General features: G+C 42.3%; 21 protein-coding genes and 1 pseudogene. 7 read left to right on the top strand and 15 right to left on the bottom strand.

Annotated features, from left to right (window positions below):
* Window positions 1-28 precede the first annotated feature (28 nt).
* Genes AAGA51_RS05450 through AAGA51_RS05460 form a run of 3 tightly spaced genes read right to left on the bottom strand, consistent with a single transcriptional unit; the run spans window position 29 to window position 1,416 of the window.
* Window positions 29-193, bottom strand: a complete 165-nt coding sequence (locus AAGA51_RS05450) for a hypothetical protein (RefSeq protein ID WP_156102048.1) — start codon at window positions 191-193, stop codon at window positions 29-31.
* Window positions 183-779, bottom strand: coding sequence for a hypothetical protein (locus tag AAGA51_RS05455; protein WP_042486568.1), 597 nt, complete (start codon window positions 777-779; stop codon window positions 183-185). The genes AAGA51_RS05450 and AAGA51_RS05455 overlap by 11 nt, the downstream gene beginning before the upstream one ends.
* Window positions 760-1,416: a recombinase family protein gene (locus tag AAGA51_RS05460; RefSeq protein WP_042486565.1), complete on the bottom strand. Its 657-nt coding sequence runs from the start codon at window positions 1,414-1,416 to the stop codon at window positions 760-762. The genes AAGA51_RS05455 and AAGA51_RS05460 overlap by 20 nt, the downstream gene beginning before the upstream one ends.
* 602 nt (window positions 1,417-2,018) lie before the next feature.
* On the opposite strand from AAGA51_RS05460, the gene AAGA51_RS05465 reads away from it, so the two are divergent.
* Window positions 2,019-4,256 (top strand): TOPRIM and DUF927 domain-containing protein, encoded by a 2,238-nt coding sequence (locus AAGA51_RS05465; protein WP_042486562.1) that lies wholly within the window; start codon window positions 2,019-2,021, stop codon window positions 4,254-4,256.
* Window positions 4,257-4,361: 105 nt separating this feature from the next.
* Window positions 4,362-5,129: a hypothetical protein gene (locus AAGA51_RS05470; RefSeq protein ID WP_042486560.1), complete on the top strand. Its 768-nt coding sequence runs from the start codon at window positions 4,362-4,364 to the stop codon at window positions 5,127-5,129.
* A gap of 23 nt (window positions 5,130-5,152) precedes the next feature.
* On the opposite strand, the gene AAGA51_RS05475 is transcribed toward AAGA51_RS05470, so the two are convergent.
* The 12 genes from AAGA51_RS05475 to AAGA51_RS05530 form a co-directional block, all read right to left on the bottom strand.
* Window positions 5,153-7,873 (bottom strand): hypothetical protein, encoded by a 2,721-nt coding sequence (locus tag AAGA51_RS05475; RefSeq protein WP_042486558.1) that lies wholly within the window; start codon window positions 7,871-7,873, stop codon window positions 5,153-5,155.
* Window positions 7,836-8,015, bottom strand: a complete 180-nt coding sequence (locus tag AAGA51_RS05480) for a hypothetical protein (protein ID WP_042486555.1) — start codon at window positions 8,013-8,015, stop codon at window positions 7,836-7,838. The genes AAGA51_RS05475 and AAGA51_RS05480 overlap by 38 nt, the downstream gene beginning before the upstream one ends.
* A 105-nt stretch (window positions 8,016-8,120) precedes the next feature.
* Window positions 8,121-8,414, bottom strand: a complete 294-nt coding sequence (locus tag AAGA51_RS05485) for a hypothetical protein (RefSeq protein ID WP_042486552.1) — start codon at window positions 8,412-8,414, stop codon at window positions 8,121-8,123.
* Between the two features lie 618 nt (window positions 8,415-9,032).
* On the bottom strand, window positions 9,033-10,061 hold the full coding sequence (locus AAGA51_RS05490) for a hypothetical protein (protein WP_042486549.1): 1,029 nt from the start codon (window positions 10,059-10,061) through the stop codon (window positions 9,033-9,035).
* Between the two features lie 341 nt (window positions 10,062-10,402).
* Window positions 10,403-11,146 carry a hypothetical protein gene (locus tag AAGA51_RS05495; protein WP_042486548.1) on the bottom strand — a complete coding sequence of 248 codons (744 nt, stop codon included), beginning with the start codon at window positions 11,144-11,146 and terminating at the stop codon, window positions 10,403-10,405.
* Window positions 11,147-11,207: 61 nt separating this feature from the next.
* On the bottom strand, window positions 11,208-11,657 hold the full coding sequence (locus tag AAGA51_RS05500) for a hypothetical protein (protein ID WP_042486546.1): 450 nt from the start codon (window positions 11,655-11,657) through the stop codon (window positions 11,208-11,210).
* A gap of 64 nt (window positions 11,658-11,721) precedes the next feature.
* Window positions 11,722-12,060: a YkvA family protein gene (locus AAGA51_RS05505; protein WP_042486543.1), complete on the bottom strand. Its 339-nt coding sequence runs from the start codon at window positions 12,058-12,060 to the stop codon at window positions 11,722-11,724.
* 69 nt (window positions 12,061-12,129) lie between these two features.
* A complete protein-coding gene (locus AAGA51_RS05510; protein ID WP_042486540.1) occupies window positions 12,130-12,459 on the bottom strand; it encodes a hypothetical protein in 330 nt (109 codons plus the stop codon).
* A gap of 14 nt (window positions 12,460-12,473) precedes the next feature.
* The gene (locus tag AAGA51_RS05515) at window positions 12,474-13,007 is read right to left on the bottom strand and encodes a hypothetical protein (RefSeq protein ID WP_042486537.1); all 534 of its coding nucleotides are present in this window, start codon (window positions 13,005-13,007) and stop codon (window positions 12,474-12,476) included.
* A 9-nt stretch (window positions 13,008-13,016) separates the two neighbouring features.
* The gene (locus AAGA51_RS05520) at window positions 13,017-13,256 is read right to left on the bottom strand and encodes a hypothetical protein (protein WP_042486534.1); all 240 of its coding nucleotides are present in this window, start codon (window positions 13,254-13,256) and stop codon (window positions 13,017-13,019) included.
* Between the two features lie 11 nt (window positions 13,257-13,267).
* Entirely contained in the window at window positions 13,268-13,957 is a 690-nt protein-coding gene (locus tag AAGA51_RS05525) for a hypothetical protein (protein ID WP_042486531.1), read from the bottom strand.
* Window positions 13,954-14,508 carry a recombinase family protein gene (locus AAGA51_RS05530; RefSeq protein ID WP_042486528.1) on the bottom strand — a complete coding sequence of 185 codons (555 nt, stop codon included), beginning with the start codon at window positions 14,506-14,508 and terminating at the stop codon, window positions 13,954-13,956. The genes AAGA51_RS05525 and AAGA51_RS05530 overlap by 4 nt, the downstream gene beginning before the upstream one ends.
* A gap of 743 nt (window positions 14,509-15,251) precedes the next feature.
* Between AAGA51_RS05530 and AAGA51_RS05535 the strand changes: the two are divergent.
* From AAGA51_RS05535 to AAGA51_RS05555, 5 genes and pseudogenes are all read left to right on the top strand, one after another.
* Window positions 15,252-16,478 (top strand): annotated as a pseudogene (locus tag AAGA51_RS05535) (integrase domain-containing protein).
* Entirely contained in the window at window positions 16,471-17,301 is an 831-nt protein-coding gene (locus tag AAGA51_RS05540) for a hypothetical protein (RefSeq protein ID WP_042486526.1), read from the top strand. Before AAGA51_RS05535 ends, AAGA51_RS05540 begins: the two are co-directional and overlap by 8 nt.
* A gap of 100 nt (window positions 17,302-17,401) precedes the next feature.
* Window positions 17,402-17,629 carry a helix-turn-helix transcriptional regulator gene (locus tag AAGA51_RS05545; protein WP_042486523.1) on the top strand — a complete coding sequence of 76 codons (228 nt, stop codon included), beginning with the start codon at window positions 17,402-17,404 and terminating at the stop codon, window positions 17,627-17,629.
* A complete protein-coding gene (locus tag AAGA51_RS05550; protein ID WP_042486519.1) occupies window positions 17,626-18,453 on the top strand; it encodes a helix-turn-helix domain-containing protein in 828 nt (275 codons plus the stop codon). The genes AAGA51_RS05545 and AAGA51_RS05550 overlap by 4 nt, the downstream gene beginning before the upstream one ends.
* A gap of 599 nt (window positions 18,454-19,052) precedes the next feature.
* Window positions 19,053-20,093 carry an IS481-like element ISVvu4 family transposase gene (locus tag AAGA51_RS05555; protein WP_000903432.1) on the top strand — a complete coding sequence of 347 codons (1,041 nt, stop codon included), beginning with the start codon at window positions 19,053-19,055 and terminating at the stop codon, window positions 20,091-20,093.
* The last annotated feature ends 136 nt before the right edge of the window (window positions 20,094-20,229 follow it).

Genomic DNA, 20,229 nt, shown 5'->3' on the forward strand with positions numbered 1-20,229 from the left:
AACAGGGTAGTCGATAACCCTGTTGTTGTTAACTTTTACTACGAACCACTACCAATGCTTGAGCAACTAGCCACGATAGGCTTGCCATGATGCTAGCAATGCTCGCGATGGTTTCAGCAACTCGACTGACCTTCGGGGCTAAGCTCGTCAGCAACCCCTCAAGCCATTTCACCAGTTTTAGTTCATGCTGCATTGTAGATTGGCTCATCACTATCCGAAGTCGTGCTAAATAGCCCAGCAGTCCAACGCCAAGCTCGAGCGGCTTTGTTTATGGCAAAGTTCTTCACGGCTACTACCTGATTCCAGACGACATTACCGAATAGCTGGATGAAGCTGCCAGCTAAGTAGACGTTTTGCAGCGTCAAGTCTTTAGCTATGTTAAGCAATCCACCACATTTAGACAGCATAGCCATAGCCGCAGGGCTGCGAGTAACAATGAATGCCACGACTGCACCAATAGCACTGATGATGGCAACCTTCTGTGATTTACCTGAAAAGAACTGAACGGTTTTCTGCCAAGCTGATTTAATAACAATCATTAGGCGCATGGTGATTTTCGGTTTGTTCATAGTAGGATTCTCTTTCTTAATTAATTTGAATTCGCGAATGAATCGCATTGCACATTTGGGTGTTGAACCAGAGACTTCGATGGCTTCGTTAAGTAGGTAGATAAAGCGCTCTGGGTTCTGTTGAAGAATGACTTTAAGTTCTTCAGCGTTATGTATCGGATGGTGTTGCTGGATAAACTGGATAACGCGTTTAACGTGGATGGGTTTCAATCTGCTTTTGCTCCTTGAGTTCGTTAGAGACAGCTGCAATGGTCATCCTGCTTGCACCGGTGATGGCTTGGATTTGGCTGTAGGTGTGTGAAGTTTCCAGAAGTCGCTTAATGGATGCCCAAAGGACACGGTTCCGTTTACGACCTTGATACTTGGATGGGTCAGATTGCTTGGCCTTTGCAATACCTTCCATCGTTCTTTTACGTCTGAGGTCGTAATCCTTCCGGGCAGTTGCTGCCAGTATATCGAGCAGCATTCCATTCACCGCTTTGAGTACCGCATGAATGAAGTCATCCCCAGCTTCGGTCTGCTTCATTGCGACGTGACTTGTTGGCAAATCTAAGGCAACGACGGATACGCCTTTCGACTCAATAAGATGTTTAAGTTTCAGCCAGTCTCCATTCGTTAAACGACTGATACGGTCAACCGATTCAATCAGAATGACATCACCGTCTTGAGCGTCCTCAAGTAAGCGGTTCAGTTCTGGCCGATTCAGTGATGTTCCGGTAAAGCGTTCGAAGTAGAACGCAGCAATCTTCTGGTTATGGCTGGTGGCGAACTCTTCGATTTCAGTTTTAGCGCGCATGACGTCTTGACCGACGGTACTAACACGCAGGTAGGCTCGGATAAATCCCATAGGCTCATCCTTCGGTAAAGTTAGGGTTGCGAGACCTTACTGGTAAGGTTTGGGTGGTGTTCTCAGGGTATTCTGTACCAGTGCTAGCGGTATGGTAGAGGTATGCCCTTACTGTACTTATACCGTGATGAAGAGTGATTGTTGAATCGATGGTAATCGGGTAATTCGGTAATTAAACCTTGAATATCCATTAATATCAGCCAGTTACACATTACCTTAAGGGCTTGGGTGTTGGTTCACTGTTGGTAATTACCACATCAGTAGCTGGTGTTAACCAAATGAAATTCTCAGTAACCAACTGATTAATATATAGTTAATAGTGAAATTGCCAGAATTACCACATTACCCATTATTGACGTCTTATTAGAAGGTATAGATTTTAGTTACTGTTATTTGACCCATTTAGAAAAAGGTAACGTTCGATAGTCTCACCCCTTTTAATGTGAACGTTACCTTTTCAGTGGCCTAGCATACATTGATGGTAAAAATCAAGTTTGGGCAGGTTAACCACTTAAACTCAACAGGATTTGCGTCTCTAGTTAGTCTAGGTATTACAGCAAGAACGGGTCTTGCTTAACACTAACGAAAGAGGATTATTCATCATGAATACTGCAACTGAGCTAAACCAACCGGAAGTATCCCTAAAGAGTATGTTGAGCCATCTATCGGAAGCGGCTCAACATCCGCATCTTATCAAGTATGACATCAAGAGTAATGGCGCTTTGATTGGAGCGAACAACGATCTGTACATTCCATTAGTCAACAGTGATGGGAAGTTAGTTACTGCACAAAGAATCGCTCCAGATGGTACTACCGAGTTAATGGAGGGCAAGCCGACGACGGGAGGTTTCCACTCGATACTAGGTGAAGATACCGTCGTGTTGCTTGCAAAATCGCATCAGGCAGCCTCAGTCCTGTTTGAGGCGACGGGCTACACCACCATCATGTATGTAAGTCATGACAACCTAAGAGTCATCATAGATGACCTGAAGGAGCACTACAGCACAACACCAATAATGATGTGCTGTGACCAAGAGGATGAGCTGGATAAAGAAGTGGCTATTTCACACGGGGTTACAGTTGTTCAACCTGAAGTCAAAGATGGTGGGAGAATCATCAACTTCCAGCAGAGTAATGGCCGCCCTAAATTGAAGGCGCTTGTTGATAGTATGATTGAACAGGCTAACCTTCGTATCCCTGAAGGCTACGAGCTTACACCTCACGGTTTGTTCTTTTTTAAACCGGGTAAAGACGGAGTATCACGTAGGCAGAAGGTTTGTGAAAACCTTAAAGTAACCTCGCTTCTTAGGGACAAGGAAGCCGACAACTGGGGGTTAGTTGTTGAGGTTAAAGACCCAGATGATAATTTTCACGAGGTCATTCTGAAGCGGACGCATCTGACTGGGGCTCATTCGAAGTATCTGGATATGCTCGTGCCGAAAGGGCTTCTGGCAGAAGTGAAAATGTATCCTGAGCTAAGAAACTACTTACAGAAGGTGAAGCCAATATCACGAGCAACCAGTGTTACAGAGCCGGGGTGGTTTGGTGATCAGTACGTGTTCCCTAATGTTGTAATTGGTGATGGACCAGACCGTCTCATTTTTCAATCGGAAGATGAGCCTATGTGCGACACAACTGAGATAGGCAGCTTAATGGAGTGGAGACGCAATGTTGCTAAGCCATGTCAAGGCAACAGTCGGCTGTTGCTGGCTTTGTCGGCTGCATTCTCGCCTATTATTAAGAATTTTACGGGCAGTGAGAATACGGGTCTTCACTTTAACGGCTCAAGTAGCTGCGGTAAGACAACATTACTTGAACTTGCGAAGTCGGTGTGGGGAAATCCACATCACTTACCTCGCTGGAAAGCGACCGATAATGGTTTGGAAGTTCTTGCCAGCCATCACAATGATTCGCTGCTAGTTCTTGATGAAATAGCCCAGCTATCACCGAAAGATGTTGGTGATGCGGTATATATGCTCGGTAATGGTAAGGGAAAGCAGCGCATGACGGGTAGAAAAAGGCCAGCTAGCTGGAGAACGACGTTGCTGTCCACCGGAGAAGTGTCGCTTGAACAGCATATGACAAAAGCGAAAGCTAACGTAACTGCTGGGCAGGAAGTTCGATTTATTAATGTATACGCGCCAGTTTCAGAGGAAATGGGGGTATTTGATACCACCCATGACTATGCTGATGGGCGAGAGTTCTCTGATGCATTGAAAGTAAGTGCAAAGCGCTACCATGGTGTGGCTGCGAAAAGAGCGATTAAATTAGTCACCGAGCACCGCGATATGGCTGACAAGTTCATAAAAGAGGTGAAACGTGATTTCATGAAGCAAGCAAACCTTGAGGGTGCCGTGGGTCAGGTTTACCGTGTAGCGGGTCACCTTGCTGAAATTGCAGCCGCGGGTGAACTTGCAACGCAAATGCGAATTACTGGCTGGGATAAAGGTGAAGCATTTGATGCAACTTTACGTATTTTTAATGAATGGCTAGATAATCGAGGGACTTCAGGCTCTCTGGAAGACCAGAAAATGTTGGATGCGATTCGTGAACGATTGAGCTCTCGTGGGGATATGTGGTTCCATACGGAAGATAAAAATGCTGCTCGTAATGGAAAATGTTATGGCATTAAAGACGACGAGATGTTTTATGTGGAAATTAGTGCATTTCAGACGATCTTTTGTCAAGACTTTGACTATAAAGTTGCAGCTAATATGCTGCTCCGTAAAGGTTTTCTGGTTCCACAAAATGATGGCAAGCTTACTAAGAACAAGTCTGTGAATAAACAATCTAAGCGTTTCTATCATATCCGTTCGACGATATTGGCTGACCAAGAGTAGGTAATCTGAGCGGCAGGCTGTTTTGCAGCTTGCCACTTTTTGTAGACGACCATTTCACTTTATGTAAATCTTGATGAAATAAAGTCATACAAGTCAGGCGGATACATGGAAACGGAGAGTGAAAAAGTTTACAGGTTGATTTTGGAACATCTAGATGCTTTCAAAAATATCCGACTCCTACCACCAACTGAAGGTATCGAGTCTTCGTACATAATCAAACTGCGTCGTGGTCTGGAAGATGAATGCAGTGATGTACTTTATGGGCTGTTCCATAATGCCAGAGTAGCGAGAGATAAAGGGTATCCAATCCCAGTAGAGTTCACTCACTTTATGATTGACTATTTCACAATGCGTTTTGATGAAGATGAGGATAATAACTCGAAAGTGGCAATCGACGCTTTTCGACGAGCATACCGTTTTAACCCTGAGAAGAGGGAGTGGCCAATCAGGGACAGGGTTCATTACAACATGACGTATGATGACATTATTATTGGTTATGTTGACGGATGCCAAGAAACGGCTTCCGACGAGGAGCGAAAGAACGCGTCAAATCAAATTTACCGATATTCTTTTAAGCATTTTGAAATGGGGCAGTATGTAAACCTCAAATCTTTGCTTGAATCGGCACCGATGAATCCTAAAGAATATGGCCGACTACTGGGCCTTAGAAGGGAAAAACTTAAAATTCAGGATGTCTCAGCATTTTTTAACGTAAGTTTAATGGCGAAGGAATATCAAACGAACCCGGAGTTTAAACGGATGTGGGACAGTGGTGAAGATTGCAGTAAAAAAACATATGTTCATAATGCACTTAAGACATACGGTGTAAGTGAGCGACTTAAAGAATTCATTGCCCCATTAAACCGTAAATAACCCCTCTTGAGAGGGGCTGAACTTTAAACTGTGTATCCATCGAGCTCAATGGTCGGCATTCTTACTGGTTCAGGTGGTGTTTGCTGCTCTTTATTGCGGTCGAACCATTCCTCGTATAGAGCTTTGACTTGTCGAACTTTCATTGAGACCAGTTCTTTCAGGCCATTTTCTAACGTTTCTGCATACTCATTAAGGTCAGGCAAATCTTTGCGCCATTTGCTTAACTTAGTGCGCTCAGCGCCTGTCAGTGCTTCATTACCAGACTGGCGGCGACCAGAGGGCTTAGATTCAAAATAAGCTTTCAGAGCGTCACTATCAAGGTAACTCACTTTCTCTTCGATGAGTTGCCTTTCATCAGTCCCCCAGAGCCCTTCAACTCTATCTAAGAAGTATTCAATCGAGCTCTTATCAGGAAACACTAACGTATTTGACCCTGTGCCATTAGCGATACGAAGGTCACACCGGAAAACGTTCTGCATGTGGACGTTGTGTTCATACCAGCGAGTTAACTCTTCACGGCTAATTCTAAGTTGCGACATGAGTGCTGAATAGACGGGTGATGGCTTTAAGCTGTACATCATGATTAGCGTGTCATAGTGCGTTAAGTCATTGCGTCCGTGCGTCATCGGGTTTAAGTCATCAACATTGTAACCCAGCACTTTTAGCTTGTTTATTGCATCACTGTTTTCCCGGCTTTCATTATTCAGGAGCCAGAGAGAGGCAAATAGGTTGCAATGTGAGGTTAACTCTTCAGCAATCGCATTTGAGAGCTCTGGTCGAGTATCCATTTTGTGCTTACTGAATACTTGGTCGGTAATTCCGATAATTTGGGTAATTCGGTGAGCAATTCCGCGTTCATGCCGCGTTGGAAGCCGTTCGATGTTCATTTCGACACCCTGAATGCGTTCCAGTAGCAGAGCAAAGATACTGTTCTCACAATCATCCGATAGCATGCGAACGTCCGCGAATTTGTCAAATACCTCAGCATTAAACAGTTCACATTTCGTAATAGTGACTCTGGGGGCAATGCTCAATGTCGAGCTGATATATGGGCTTTCACCTTCCACCAGTGTTTCTATATCGACATCTAGATATTGCGCAACCTCTGCATAGGCCCCGGTGCCTTTCTCTATAATAAGAAAATTCGTGTGATTGGCGTTACGCAATGTCTGGTCTATAAACGACCAGTAGCTCTTAACAGCTAGGTCGTATTTGTTCGACTTGTTATAGTAAAATCTGCGACCGGTTTCATTCAAATCATTAAGGTTGACGATGTAATAATCGCCGACCTCTTTAGATTCTGCATTGAAGTGGCCCAATAATATGCCTAAGTTGTCAGCTTGCATCTTTTCACTGTGAGTTTGAAATGCGTCGGGCACTTCATCGATGACTAGACGCGCATCAAGCCCATCCAACTCAAAGTTAAGCATGCTCAAAGCTCTGTGGGTAATGAAAATAACCCAATTCTTATCCTCATCGTCACATGACCGGTACTCTTCAACCGCTTTTTCAAACTGAAGCTTAATGGTTTCTGCAGCATCTTCGCTCTTAACTGTTCGAATTTCAGGTAGAGGTGCAGACTCATAGCGAGCCAATTCTCGGAGCATGGTTACTCGACTGTCATTGTGCTGATTCATCGCTTGCTTGTTGTGCACAGCATAAACGGTGAGCCCAGTATTACGTAAGATGCGCAAGCTCTCATGGTGAGACTTACCAGAGCCGGGAGGTGCTGAGACGAGCGTCATAGAGCGCTGTGAGTCGCACAGTAACGGCGCTCTATCTTGTTCTATCCGCTCAATTTCGGCCTCTAGAAAGGCTTTGGCAGCATCGATACCGATATCCTGTCGCATCTCATCAATATCTTTGTGGCTAATCGGGAAAAGTGCGTCAAGGCCGGATTGCTCAGCACTTTTGCGTCCGGCGTCATCATTGTCACCGATAAGAATAAGCTCCGGTCGGTTAACGGCAATGTTTTTAATGTTTTGCGCATTTAATCCAATGGCAACAGGTCGGTCTAAGCACATATTTGCCGAGATGGCATCTGCAAATCCCTCAACGATAAACTCGGGCTCTCCATTACCGACTGTTGCAAAGGCTCCCTTCAGAGCTCCCGATTCTCTAATGATATTGAACTTATCTTGACGTTTACCGTTCAGTGTCAGCTTATCTGGTGTGATGACCTGATAGGCATCATCACTAAGTTTATAAATGAGCAGTTCTAACGGTTTGTCTGTTTGGAATAGAAGAGCATGAACAACTCGGTATTCAATTTGAACAGACTCTGGTTCGATACCTTTACGCTCTAGATAAGGATGAGCAGCATTTGGTGTGCCCGTTTGATAAGCCTTTTCAATCCTAAGGAAGCGCTCTAGGCTTTGTTCTTTCTTGCGTTGTTGCTTGACTTGGCGCTCTGTACGAATGCGCTCTCGGCGTTCCTGAGCAGCTTCGTAGTCATACTCACCATCAACGGCTGAAAACCCAGATTCATAGTCAGAAAAGCTAAAGTAAGTCTTAAGGTCATCACAGTCCATGTCGTATGCTACCGAATTTAGCTTGAAGCCATCAGTGGTGCGATACACTCGAACAACTGGTCTGTCATCGGTATCGTGAAGCTGTTCGAATTCTTCAGGGTCTAACGTTAATACGATATCAAGGATTTCATCGGCTTGCTCAAGAATCCATGCGTCATCCACGGTTTGCTGTAAGTCATTCAGTAATTCTTCGTTTTGTAGCAGTTGTGTCATTAATCAGTTCCTTTGATTTGGTAGTAGCCAACTCATCCAGTGTGGCCAGTAGGTGTTTAGAGTAAGAAAGGCCGAGTTCGTCGGCTTCTTTCTGTAGTGCGTCGGTGATAGAGCGAGGCAGCTTTAGTGTCATTTCATGCATGTCTGCCGTACTCCGTTAGTAGGCTCATGGCTATCCTTGCCATTGAGCAGTTAGAGTGACGGGCAAGCCTTTCTAAGTGCTTGCGCGTCCGTTTGTTCGGTCGTATCAATATGCGCATGGAAATACATCCCTCGTGATGAATTTCATAGTACGAATAGACAACGGCTTCGCTTCCATAAAACGCTGAATATCTTCAAGTTCCCAGTACTCAAAGAGCTTGCGAATCATACGGTCTCTACGCTTACGCGATTCGCTCTTTAGGATTTTATTCAGTGTGCGAGTAGACAAAGATTTCAGTCCCATGAAATGCTGAATTTGGTCTAACTCCCAATAGTCATACAATGTACGAATCATTCGGTTGCGGCGTAGTTTGGTTAATCTGCGTAGTGGTTGTGTCATTGTTGCTTCTCCTTTAAACGAGTGAAATGAGCCGTTTGGGTGGCTCTAATCTTATTTTAAGGTGATGGCAAAGATGACGATGGTTTTAGGAAGAAAGCTGCTGTTTATCCCTTATGTAGTAAGGGATTGAAGATGAAAAATAATGGAAATATTTACGCAAAGTTTAGGTAAAGAGAGGAAGTGACTTTAGATTAGAAGGTATGGATTTTAGTTACCACTATAGGGTCAGCTAGAGAAAGGTAACGTTTGGTTTCCCATTCCCTTTTAATGTGAACGTTACCTTTTTTGAGGTAGATGAGCTTTGAGGGGAAGAGTTGGTAATTTGGTAATTAAGCTGTTGCGAATAACTATATGAATCTGTTGGTTATTACATGGATTACCGAAATTACCAAGAATAATGGTGCGGATAACATTCAGGTGCGGATAACATTCTGAAACTCAGAAGTGGACAGAAGCATGTTAGTGCTAATAATCTAGTTCAGTTCCGTCAGATTAGGAAAAGTATCTTGAAGCCTTAAATGAGAAAGATGGTTGTGATCTTAAATTCGATGTTCAGAGACGGTGTAATGTGGGATAACAATAGCGCCAGAAATTAACTATTGACGCCATAGTCTCTTGTTAGAAGAACACTTGCGACAGTAATAATTTATCTATGATGCTAAGTGGAAAAATATCATGATTTCTCGTCATAATATCGTTTGTATGCTCATCAAGACTAGCACTAAAATGGTGAGAAAAAACAAAGTGTTCTTTGTGGTTAAGCATCATTTCACTTAACAACCATAGCTCATGATTCCCTTTTGGCTCAAGATCAGAAGACAAAGTTCTACTTATATCATTTTTTATATGTGCAAGAACAAACTTGGACATTTGGTCATGTTCTAGTTTTATAATAAATAAAACTGCGAATTCTTCGTCTGAATCTAGAGTAAAGTCGAACATTTTGCTAAAGCAATATCCTGCCTTTTTCACGTCGAATTCATGAAACTCTAAGTAAGACTTTTGGTTTTCGATAGAGTCAAAAAGCTCATTATAAATAGCAAGAGCACGTTCTTTTCTCTTTAAGTTAAGCTCTTTTTTCTGTTCAATTTGATTTATGAATAGCTTAGTTTCGTCGTTCTCAACCCCACAAACATTGCTAATCAACTCATTGCACATTTTAATTTTTCTGTCTAGTTCAAACAAGTCACGTCGAATCAACCTGAGACAATATTTAGCATAAAAATGTTCTGTAAAGCCCGGAAAAGGCGCTTCAATATCTTCAAAAATGCTTCTATCATGTTCTCGACAATATCCAGGGAAATTAGTCGCGTTTCCTTTATGAACTGGCTTAAACCACGACTTTAGTGCATTTTTTTTAAAATCAGGTGTCAGTTCAAGGACCATGCCTTGATTATCAGCCAATTGCGTCAAGAAAACACTTTCTGTCATTTCATGGGAAAATATAGACTTATCTGTGCAACCTTGATGACCACATACGTATAGCGATTTATTCTTTGTTTTAAACATTTCGTTCAGAGCATTTCGAACCTCATTATTAACTTGATTAGAAGGAAAATTAAACATATGCTCAGTCAGAAAGCCTCTGCCTAAATCATCATCTTCGGTCTTTTCGAGAATATCCAATAAAGTATCAACAAACTCCATGCTACCTCCGTTTTTCTAACAGTATCTTTAACTAGGTACATTCCTTATAAATGCAGAGAGAAACGCCGAATGCAATCACTTATCTTATTGTTTTATTGAATTAACAATAAATCCAAAATGAAGACGGTGTCGGTATAACCCCTCATACAGAAGTGACTACATAGTTAGTTATTAGAAAAAATAGGTCAAATCATGATAAAGGAAGTGTGTCCTAAATCTTAGGTTTACACACAATGGGGCAAAAGTGTTTTTGCTAAAGTTAAAAACTTTAGGCTGGTTATTGGTAATCAGGTAATTTCACACCCGATTACCAAATTACCAAATTACCCAATTACCATTCATCAAGCAGACTTTCTTTCTCGCCTAACTAGATTCAGTGGCACTCTCAATCGCTGACTTATTACTTCCTCCGACACACCAGAGCTAACAGCTTGGCTAATTAAAGCATGTTGTTCATTACTCAGTTTGCATCTTGGATTATTAGGCCCAGAAAAGTCGTACTGAACCGTTCCCACCTCTCGGCTTAAACTATTCATCTCACGCAACCGCATACTATGAACGTACAGAGGCCTGTCACCACCTAAGATATCGAGCAAGTTCAGTATCTGAAGCATGGCGACTTTCACTTTATTGCCGGAGAGGTCTTCACCCATGAGATTCAAGCGAGATACAGCACTGGCACCACCATCAAGGAACGTCTGGTGGATATAAGCGAGAGTGAGTGAGCCACTGCCCATGCAGATATCAGCGAAGTCTTCTAAGCGAGAGCTTCCGCCCATCATCTTTGCCATTAACAAGCTAACCGATGGCGGGGTTCGGAAGAATGACAAGTGGCCTGAACCACCAGACTCTTCAATGACATGCCCAAGGAAATCCTCTCCGGGAGCAGCTTCCCAAGCTGCTCTTATTGTGTGTGAAAGGTTACTTGCAATAGTCTCAACCTCTTCTCTGAGTGGTCTGGAGGGCTCATGTAACCCTGTTTGACGGTACGCCCAGTCATCAATGAAGTCGGCAAAGAAGCGCCCATGTCCGTAGTACCGATCGCCATCTTGAATCAGTGATACGGCTTTCTTTAAGTAATCCATTTTCTTTTCTCCGGATATGAAAAAGGCTCCCGAAGGAGCCTTGTAGGTAGGTGGGTTAGTGTTAAAGTAGGTCGGCTAATGCTGAGTACTGGTGATAGCAGAACTCGATACAATCCGCCTTGTTGAGCCAGAGCACATGACGGCCCTCAATGAAATCTTTGTCATAATCCATTGAGTCATCGATAAACTCTTCGACAGCGTCTTGGCAAATCCAAACGAAGTGCTCGGCAAATTTGGCAAGTTGAAGTAGGTCGTATCGTCCTCTCTGGTCAATCCGAAAGTTTTCAGCAAAGCCGTCAAGTTCGATATATCGATGTCGAGCTACTTTGGATGGCGGTTGTTCAAACCATCGTGAACGTCGTTTGGTTTCTATCGGTTGTGGTTGGTAAGTTGCAGGAATTGGTGAAGATGAAGAGGTCGCTCCGGCTGGAACGACTTCTTCGATAATCTCAAACAGAGACCAGAGTTCTTTGGCCCATCGAATGAGCGTGTTGAGTAGTTTTCGAAACATGGTGCACCTTTTTGTTGTAGTGGATACCCATGTCTCTTATGCCAGATTTATAGCGGGTTATTGATTAGCTAAACCATTCTTTGAGCTTGTTTTTAGCTTTTTCTTTTACTTCTTCATCAATACACATAGAAACCGCGGCGAGAGCAGCCGCAACAACGCCCATATCGTCGGTGTAGCCTAGTACGGGAGTTAAGTCGGGAATGGCATCAATAGGAGACACCAAGTACGCTAAGGCACCATAGATAATTGTTTTATGTTTAGCAGAGCATTTATCCGATTCAAGTGCGTAATAAAGCTGAAGTACTTTCTCAACCAACTCTTCGCCAATGGTTTTTGCGTATTTCTTCAGTTTTCCCCAAAAGCCACTTTCTGAGTAGCCTTCAATATGTATCTGTTCTGACATGCTATTTATCCATGAAGCTAAAAAGAAGCAAGCAAGTGCTTCTTTGGTGTAAGTAGTATTGAGTAAGCGCTAATATGTGCCTAATTGGTAATGTTCATATTGCATCTCGCAAAATTTTAACGCGTCAGAGCCATTTGTGATTTTTGAATTGAGTTCGGTTTGTATTGCCTCCCCCATATCAATAGCTTGCATACGGGACGTATAAGGCATTGCTTCTACTTTATCCAAAAGCATATCTCGCCCCCATTTAAATCCTTCAGCGTAATTATGCCAACCGTTGAGTTTTACATAACAAACGTCGAATGTAGCTAATGTCACGCCCACTTGCTCAGCATTGGTTAGAGCTTTTGCTGGTGAGGCAGCAAAAGCTATCGAAAGCACTAACAAAAGTTTTTTCATATGAAATGCCATACTTAGGGATGTGAAATATCATTTATACAAGATTGAGATCTATCCACATTTGAGTTATCCCACTCGTTAGATAATTCTTCTGCGGATTGAATAAGGGCTGCTCGTCTATATTGAACTGGGTATTCCTTAATTACTTCCTCAATAACTTGCTTTCCTTTAGTCGATAGAGTTTCTTTTTGTTCTTCACTAAGATTACTTTTAATAACGCAATAATGATAGAACGCCAGTTTTTCTATGTACTTTTCTCTTTTTGCTTCTGCTAATGCTTCCGCTTTAGCTTCTCGCTCATCTTTATCTTGTTCGCAAAAGTATTTCTTTAGCAGATATCCATGAACCTTTATCTCATTGTCGACTTCTCGATAAAATGCATTGTGATATGAAGTGTTGCAATCTTCAAAATTCATACTGGTAGTTGCCCAGTAATAACCATATGAAAATGCGTAGATACAATACAAAGTGGCAGCACTAATAAATATCAGGATAGTTTTTTTCCTGCTCGGTAGCTTTGGTTTGTTAAATTCTATTGTGAATTTCATTCTGAATCCTTACTTCGGCACGCGGAATTTACTTTCGTTCATACATTCGAACGTGTAGTAGCGCTCGGATTCATGAAATCGCTTAAACCCCGTCTGTTCGCAATAGCTTGCGTTAAGCTCTTGGCTGATATCGACACGTTGGTACACGACGTTAGTGTCAGGATTTGGCATGGAATCGGCATATTCAGGCTCTGATGAACAACCTGCGAGTAGGGCTACTGGTAGTAGCATGACAACCATTTTATTCATTGTAATTTCCCTTAGAACTGAGTTGTAGTTTTAAAGCCATCACGGCAAGTGAATGTTGCTTGCTTTGTGTTGGTGAGTTTGGCGGTAAGAGACGCAAAGCCAGAGTAATCGCAGTGCAAAGCGTTTAAATCAGCTACGTCATCGGGCGTAATGCCTTTTGGGATGCTGTATTTGGCATCACCGCAGGTGAACTTGTAAGTTATGTTTCGTGGAGACTTTCGTGTGATATTAATTAGCTTGAAAGGCTCATCCTCACAGTAGTCTTCTAGGCCTAGACTGGTTTCCACCTGCTTTTCTATATCATCAAAGAAGCTGGTTTCAACCATAAAGCGCCCCGACACCTTGCAGGCCACGTTGTATTGAAGTCCTTGCTTGTTGCGGGTAATGATTAATGTACTTACCGAGTCTTCCGCGCCTGGACAGCTGCTCTCTTCAATCAGTAAAAGCTCATCGTAGTATTTGCTAATGTACTCTTCATCGGATTGGAAGATGGTTTGACTTGGAAGGTTAACGGATAGTCCGTTCTTACAACTAAACCAAGTGGGTTGGCCCGCTCTGGTAGCAGGGTTGAAGCGATTCAAGCCACTACCGTCGCAGAAAGTCATATCAATGGCCGTTCTCATGTCGACTTGACTGTCAATGCCATTGCTCTGGCAACCAGCCAACAGGCTCATTAATGCAATAGTGCAATACTTCTTCATTTGCAGTCCTTGTTTGCCCTGAGTATCCGATAAACACTCGTTCGGCTGATGTTCAGCATTTCTGCTATTTCCTGTTTGGAGTGACCTTCCGCGTCAAGTGATGCAATCTCTTCCGATTTTTCCTGAGCTGTTGCTTTGCGTCCTGTGTAGCGTCCTTTGGCTTTTGCCAGAGCAATCCCTTCAGCCTGCCGTTCAAGTAGCAATGAACGTTCAAAAGCAGCGACAGCACCGATAAGCGTTAGCATTAGACGACCTGTTGAAGTCTTAGTGTCAATGCCAAGATTCAGTATCTTTAGGCTCACTTCTTGTTCGTCAAAATACTCGACAATCTCTAGTAAGTGCCGCGTGTTCCTTGCCAAGCGACAGAGTTTGGTAACAACTACGACATCGCCGGGATGAAGGCTTTCAAGTAAGTTGTCCAGTTCAGGTCTGGATTTAGAAGCTCCGGAGACTTTCTCTCGGAAGATATGGTCACAGTCAGAAAGCGCTTTGAGCTGAACGTCTAGGTTTTGCCCGGTCGTACTGACGCGCGCATATCCATAAACGGCCATAAGACCTCCGCTAATTGTGATGTGCCAAAAGGTGTAATTGGTGGCACAGTTGGTAAAATCGTTAAAACAACGGGATTATGAAGTGATTTGAAGTGAACTTGCGTGTGCCAATAGGGTACAAGCTATTGATACGCAATAAGTATGATGTGTGACTAGGCTGATATTCGGTAGTTAGGTAGTCCTGTGATTAATGGTCTTACCTAACTTATAACCGGTGTGAACTTAGATGTTGGAAGTTCGACTTACCAAGTCGGCTCCCTAGTTGACATGCGGATTGAACTTATTCATATTAATGGCTCTTCTGCGTGTACAAAAAAGGTGTACAAATCAAGCATAAAGAGGTTGTTTAACTAATTGATTTTGCTTGGTTTTGTGGTGGTTCTCCTTGAATCGAGAGTTCGAATCTCTTGCTCACCGCCACATTCATGTCAAGAGACGCCCAAGGGCGTCTTTTTTCTTTTCTAACTTTTAAGAAAATCAGACAGTTAGTATCAACACTTGTCCACTCGTATCAATTTCTAACCATTTCCTTATGTAATGCTAAAAGTAATGCTTTTAAAATAGATCAAAATTCAGCATTACTTTTGGGAAAGAAATCGGCATTACTTGTAATCGAAGGAGAAGGATTGAAGTCGGCTCCTGAATCTTGTAACTGATTGATATCTATCAGTCCTGTGAAAAAGCATTACTCGAAAAACGAGGAGCAGGATTGGCCCAAAAAAAGCATTACTTTTGGGATCAGAATGGCCAAGCTAACCGCTAAAGAAGTTTCTAACGCAAAACCTAAAGATAAACCTTACCGCCTTGGTGATGGTGGGGGACTATTTTTGTACGTTCGTAAGAGTGGTGCAAAGTCTTGGGAGTGCCGTTACCTTAAACCAGCTACGGGTAAACCGACATATACAGGTATAGGTTCATTTCCTGATGTATCGTTAGCTGAAGCTCGGTTAAAAGCAACTGAAGTAAGAAAGCTGGTGGCAGATGGAATTGATCCACAGTTAGTGAAAGCAGAACAAAAAGCAAAAACCACCAGCGAACAAAACAACACATTTAGAGCTGTCGCTACGCTTTGGATGGACACAAAGCGAAATAGAATCAAAGAAAAGACAATCGAAGGGAACTGGCGCAAGCTGGAGCTATATGCTTTTCCTGAAATTGGCTCGATTCCCGTAACAATGCTTACAGCACCTATGGCGATTGCAGCTCTAAAACCAGTAGAGAAAAAAGGGCAGCTCGAAACCGTAAGGCGCACAGCACAACTTATCAATGAAGTAATGACCTATGCGGTCAACGCTGGTCTTATCCACTCAAATCCGTTAAGCGGTATCAAAGAAGTATTCCGTAAGCCGAAAGTACAGCATATGTTGGCGTTAGCCCCTCAGGAGCTTCCAGAGCTAGTACAAACTGTCGCGCGTGCAAGTAACAACCAAATGCCTAATTGAATGGCAGCTCAATACAATGACTCGTCCTAATGAAGCGGCAGGTACTCGCTGGTCTGAAATTGATATTGAAAACGCAGTCTGGACGATTCCAGCTGATCGAATGAAGATGAACCGAGAGCATCAAATACCGCTTACCGAGCAAACTCTAGCGATTCTCGAAGCTGTGAAACCTGTCAGCGGACATAGAGAGTTTGTTTTCCCATCTATACGCGATCCGAAGAAACCTACCGATGCAGAGAGTATCAACAAAGCATTAAGCAGAATTGGCTTTAAAGGACGCACAACCGCTCATGGGTTACGTTCTCTTGCCTCACAACGCTAAATGAGCAGGGCTTCAATGCTGACGTGATAGAGGCGGCACTTGCTCATACGGATAAGAACGCCATTCGCAAAGCATATAACCGCACAAGCTATTTTGAGCAACGCCGACCGTTGATGAAATGGTGGAGCGATCATATCGAACAGGCTAGCTATGGTTCTTTGTCTGTTACTGGCTTTCGTCAGTTAAAGGTGGTGAATAATGAATAAAAGACAATTAATACTTAACGGGGAACATTTTTCTATTGAGCAATCAGCTGAGGCTTTGGGATGTTCAATCGAGGATATAGAACATTATTTGGAAATAAGAACGATAGGAGCTTACGTTAGCTTACTTGGTTACGAAGCCCGAAGTGACATTGCGATTACAAGCTTAGATAAAGTGCAGATAGAAGGGGCATCTGTACCTGAAGAATTAATTCAAAAAATTATTAATTCGGATTTATCGGTTGTAAATGGTATTAAATTGCTCGAAAACGATAGTGAAATAATGTTAACCGTTCAGGCAAACTTGGAAGGATTGTGGGCTTTAGACCACAGGTCTACGGTCTTACTTTTACGGGAAATACCGTTATGTCAACCCAGATTACATTCAGCGAAAAGAACACCTAATCCAATAAACTACCTTGGGGGGACATTACCCTTTGTATACGGCTTTAGTGCCCCTAAAGGCATAACAAAGCACGATATTAGGATTTTAAAAAAGGACCTGTTTAACCTCTATGAATCGCTTCATACTAAGAAGAAACCGTTACCTAATATCTATAGCATCCAATCAGATACAGAATTTACTTCCCAGAATCTAAAATCGCGGATAGAAGCGGGCCAAACAGATATGATTTCTGCACTCATCCATTGCTTACCCGATTTAAAAGCTCTGTTGGACAAAACGCCATCTAATGCGCCCGATATCATAGATGATTATCTCCAAGCTAGGGGACTACCTCCAGTTAGGGTTGGTAGGAATACTTACGAAAACTGGATGAAGAAAGAAAAATACTCAAAAAAATTAAATGCAAAAAAACAAAGTTAGCTCAACAAATACAAAGTTAGCGTAATTTTGTAGCGCTTTATTATCCGGTTTCTTAAATTTCCCCTTGTCCAACGGAACAAATACACGACAAGGGGCAACCATGACTCAAATCGAAACCAATCAAGCTTTAAATATTGATCCTGTTTTGCGCTTTCCTGAAGTTCTTGCGCTAACAGGAGCACGCTCACGTCAAACTATCTACAACTGGGTAGAACGAGGCACATTTCCTAAACCGATTAAAATCGGTCCCAGTGCTATCGGGTGGCTAAAGTCTGAATGTGATTTATGGAAACAGCAGTTACTTGGCGCAAGAGAGGTTCGGACATGAAAAATAATGTTACGACCTTGCGAAAGGGTCAACCTCATAAACAAAACGCTCCTAGAAATTTTAAAGCTGAGCAATGGGCTTATTATGACAAAGCAAAAATATTTCTTACGAAGGGGCGTCAGAATAATTTCTTACGGGCGCTCATTACTTTTGCCAATAGGGATAACTGTTGCTGGAAGTCAATAGCAACGTTTGCGAGGGAGATGGGGGTAAGTGAAAAAACGGTAAGTCGCGCAATTAGGGAGTTAGAAGAACTTGATCTAATAGTGGTTTTCCGTAACCGAAAAACAAGCAGCAGGTCTCATCCTAATACGTACTATCTTAATTTTGGGTGTGAACTTTTTGATACGGTTAATAACATTGATGCGTGTGGACAAGCTAGGAAAAATTACGGTGACACCTCATTAGATGCGGTCAATTTGTCATCTGAGATACGGTCAGATTGTCCTCAAGATACGGTCAATATGACCCCCGAATATAAAGGGATTATTCATACAAATACAAAAACAGGGGAAGAACCTGATTTAATGAAGATGTGGTCACATTTGAAAGGTTTCGTAAAATGGAAAAATGACCGATCTTTGCCAAGTTTACCTAGTGAAGATGATCTTAACGCTATGCTATGGACTATTGATAATTTTTCTGTGAATCCTAAAAGCCAAAAGGATTGTTTAGCGATATTTGAATTTGTCATAAATGAATTAGGAGAGTCACAGGCAGTGTTGAATCCATTAGTTAGGCTAAAAAAGGCTAATAAAGAAAACTCGCAAGGAAAAAATCCATTTATTGGTCGTTTTAAAGAATGGCGAAAAAACCGATTTTAACGCGAGTTTTTCAAAATATCAGAAATTTGTCTTTTTAGGTTGTATGTCAGGTACAACCAAAGCGAAATTTTTATCTATTACAATTCATTGAGTTAAACGGTTTTAGGGTTTTTAGTTGTATCTATTACTGAAAAATGAAACAGAAATGGCAAATTTTGGCTTTTTTACGAGGTTTTTCGGTTGATTTTTAAGCCAGCAATTAAGTAGAAATTTGCTAGCGTTCATATTTTCTATAATCGATGGTTTAGGGTTTGGATTAATTTGTTCAGTTCAATTAATATGAAATAATGTGTTTATTAAGCTGGTGGAATATTTTTGTTCACGTTCCAGACCTGTTTTAGGTTAATTGCATTGAGAGATATTTTTTGATTGAGAGTCTGAGAATAAGGGTGGTTTCTAAGCTACAGTTTTGGAAGTTTCGCTCAAGGTGGGGAAGGGTTCGCTTTGTTCTCGAACGTAACGCTTATAAAAGAAATTCTATAGTTGCTAAATTGTATTAGTTCCGACTAGATCTGACACTTCAATTTGAAAAGAAGAGAGTTACCCACTTTGATTAAAGGTGCTTAATCACTAATCAAAGACAAAAAGAGGTAACTCTCATGCTTCATACTAGCAATCCAATTATCAAACACAAAGCGGGCCTTCTCAATCTTGCAGAAGAACTCGGTAATGTATCTAGAGCCTGTAAGGTTATGGGGGTATCAAGAGATACTTTCTACCGTTATCAAGAGTTGGTTGAGACGGGGGGTATTGATGCTCTGATTAACCGTAGCCGAAGAGCACCGAATTTGAAGAACCGTGTTGATAGTGAAACTGAGCAAGCCGTTATCAAATACGCCATCGACTTCCCAGCTCATGGACAAGTTAGAACGAGTAATGAATTACGTAAATTGGGAGTGTTTATCTCTCCAAGTGGCGTACGCTCAATCTGGCTTCGCAATGACCTAGAGAACTTCAAGAAACGTCTTATCGCACTGGAGAAACAGGTCGCAGAGAACGGTATTATCCTAACAGACGAGCAAGTTGCGGCTCTTGAGCGTAAGAAGCACGATGATGAGGCTTGTGGTGAGATAGAAACAGCGCATCCAGGTTATCTCGGCTCTCAAGACACATTCTATGTTGGCAACTTGAAAGGTGTTGGTCGCATCTATCAACAAACCTTCGTTGATACCTACAGTAAAGTCGCCTTTGCCAAGCTCTACACAACGAAAACACCAATCACCGCAGCGGATATATTGAATGATAAGGTTCTACCGTTCTTTGAGGCGCATGAACTGCCAATGCTGCGAATCTTGACTGACCGAGGCACTGAATACTGTGGTCGTGTTGAGCAGCACGATTACCAGCTCTACCTAGCCATTAATGATATCGACCACACGAAAACTAAAGCGATGTCACCACAAACAAATGGTATCTGCGAGCGCTTCCACAAGACCATATTGAATGAGTTCTACCAAGTGACATTCAGAAAGAAACTGTATGGTTCTATCGAAGAGTTGCAGAAAGATCTGGACGAATGGATGGACTACTACAACAATCACCGTACTCATCAAGGAAAAATGTGCTGTGGCAGAACGCCGATAGAAACATTAGAGGATGGGAAATCAATCTGGGCTGAAAAGAATCTAGCCCAGATATAATCTGACAGGCACCAAGTCGAAAAGTGGGTAACTGTCAGATCAGGTCTGAATTAGTACAGCTAAATCGAAGGACAGTATTCACATTTTAAGCTCTTTCACTTGGATAGGTGTAAAAAGCTTAATATGGGTCTTGTTA

The sequence above is a fragment of the Vibrio diazotrophicus genome (assembly GCF_038452265.1).
Classification (GTDB): domain Bacteria; phylum Pseudomonadota; class Gammaproteobacteria; order Enterobacterales; family Vibrionaceae; genus Vibrio; species Vibrio diazotrophicus.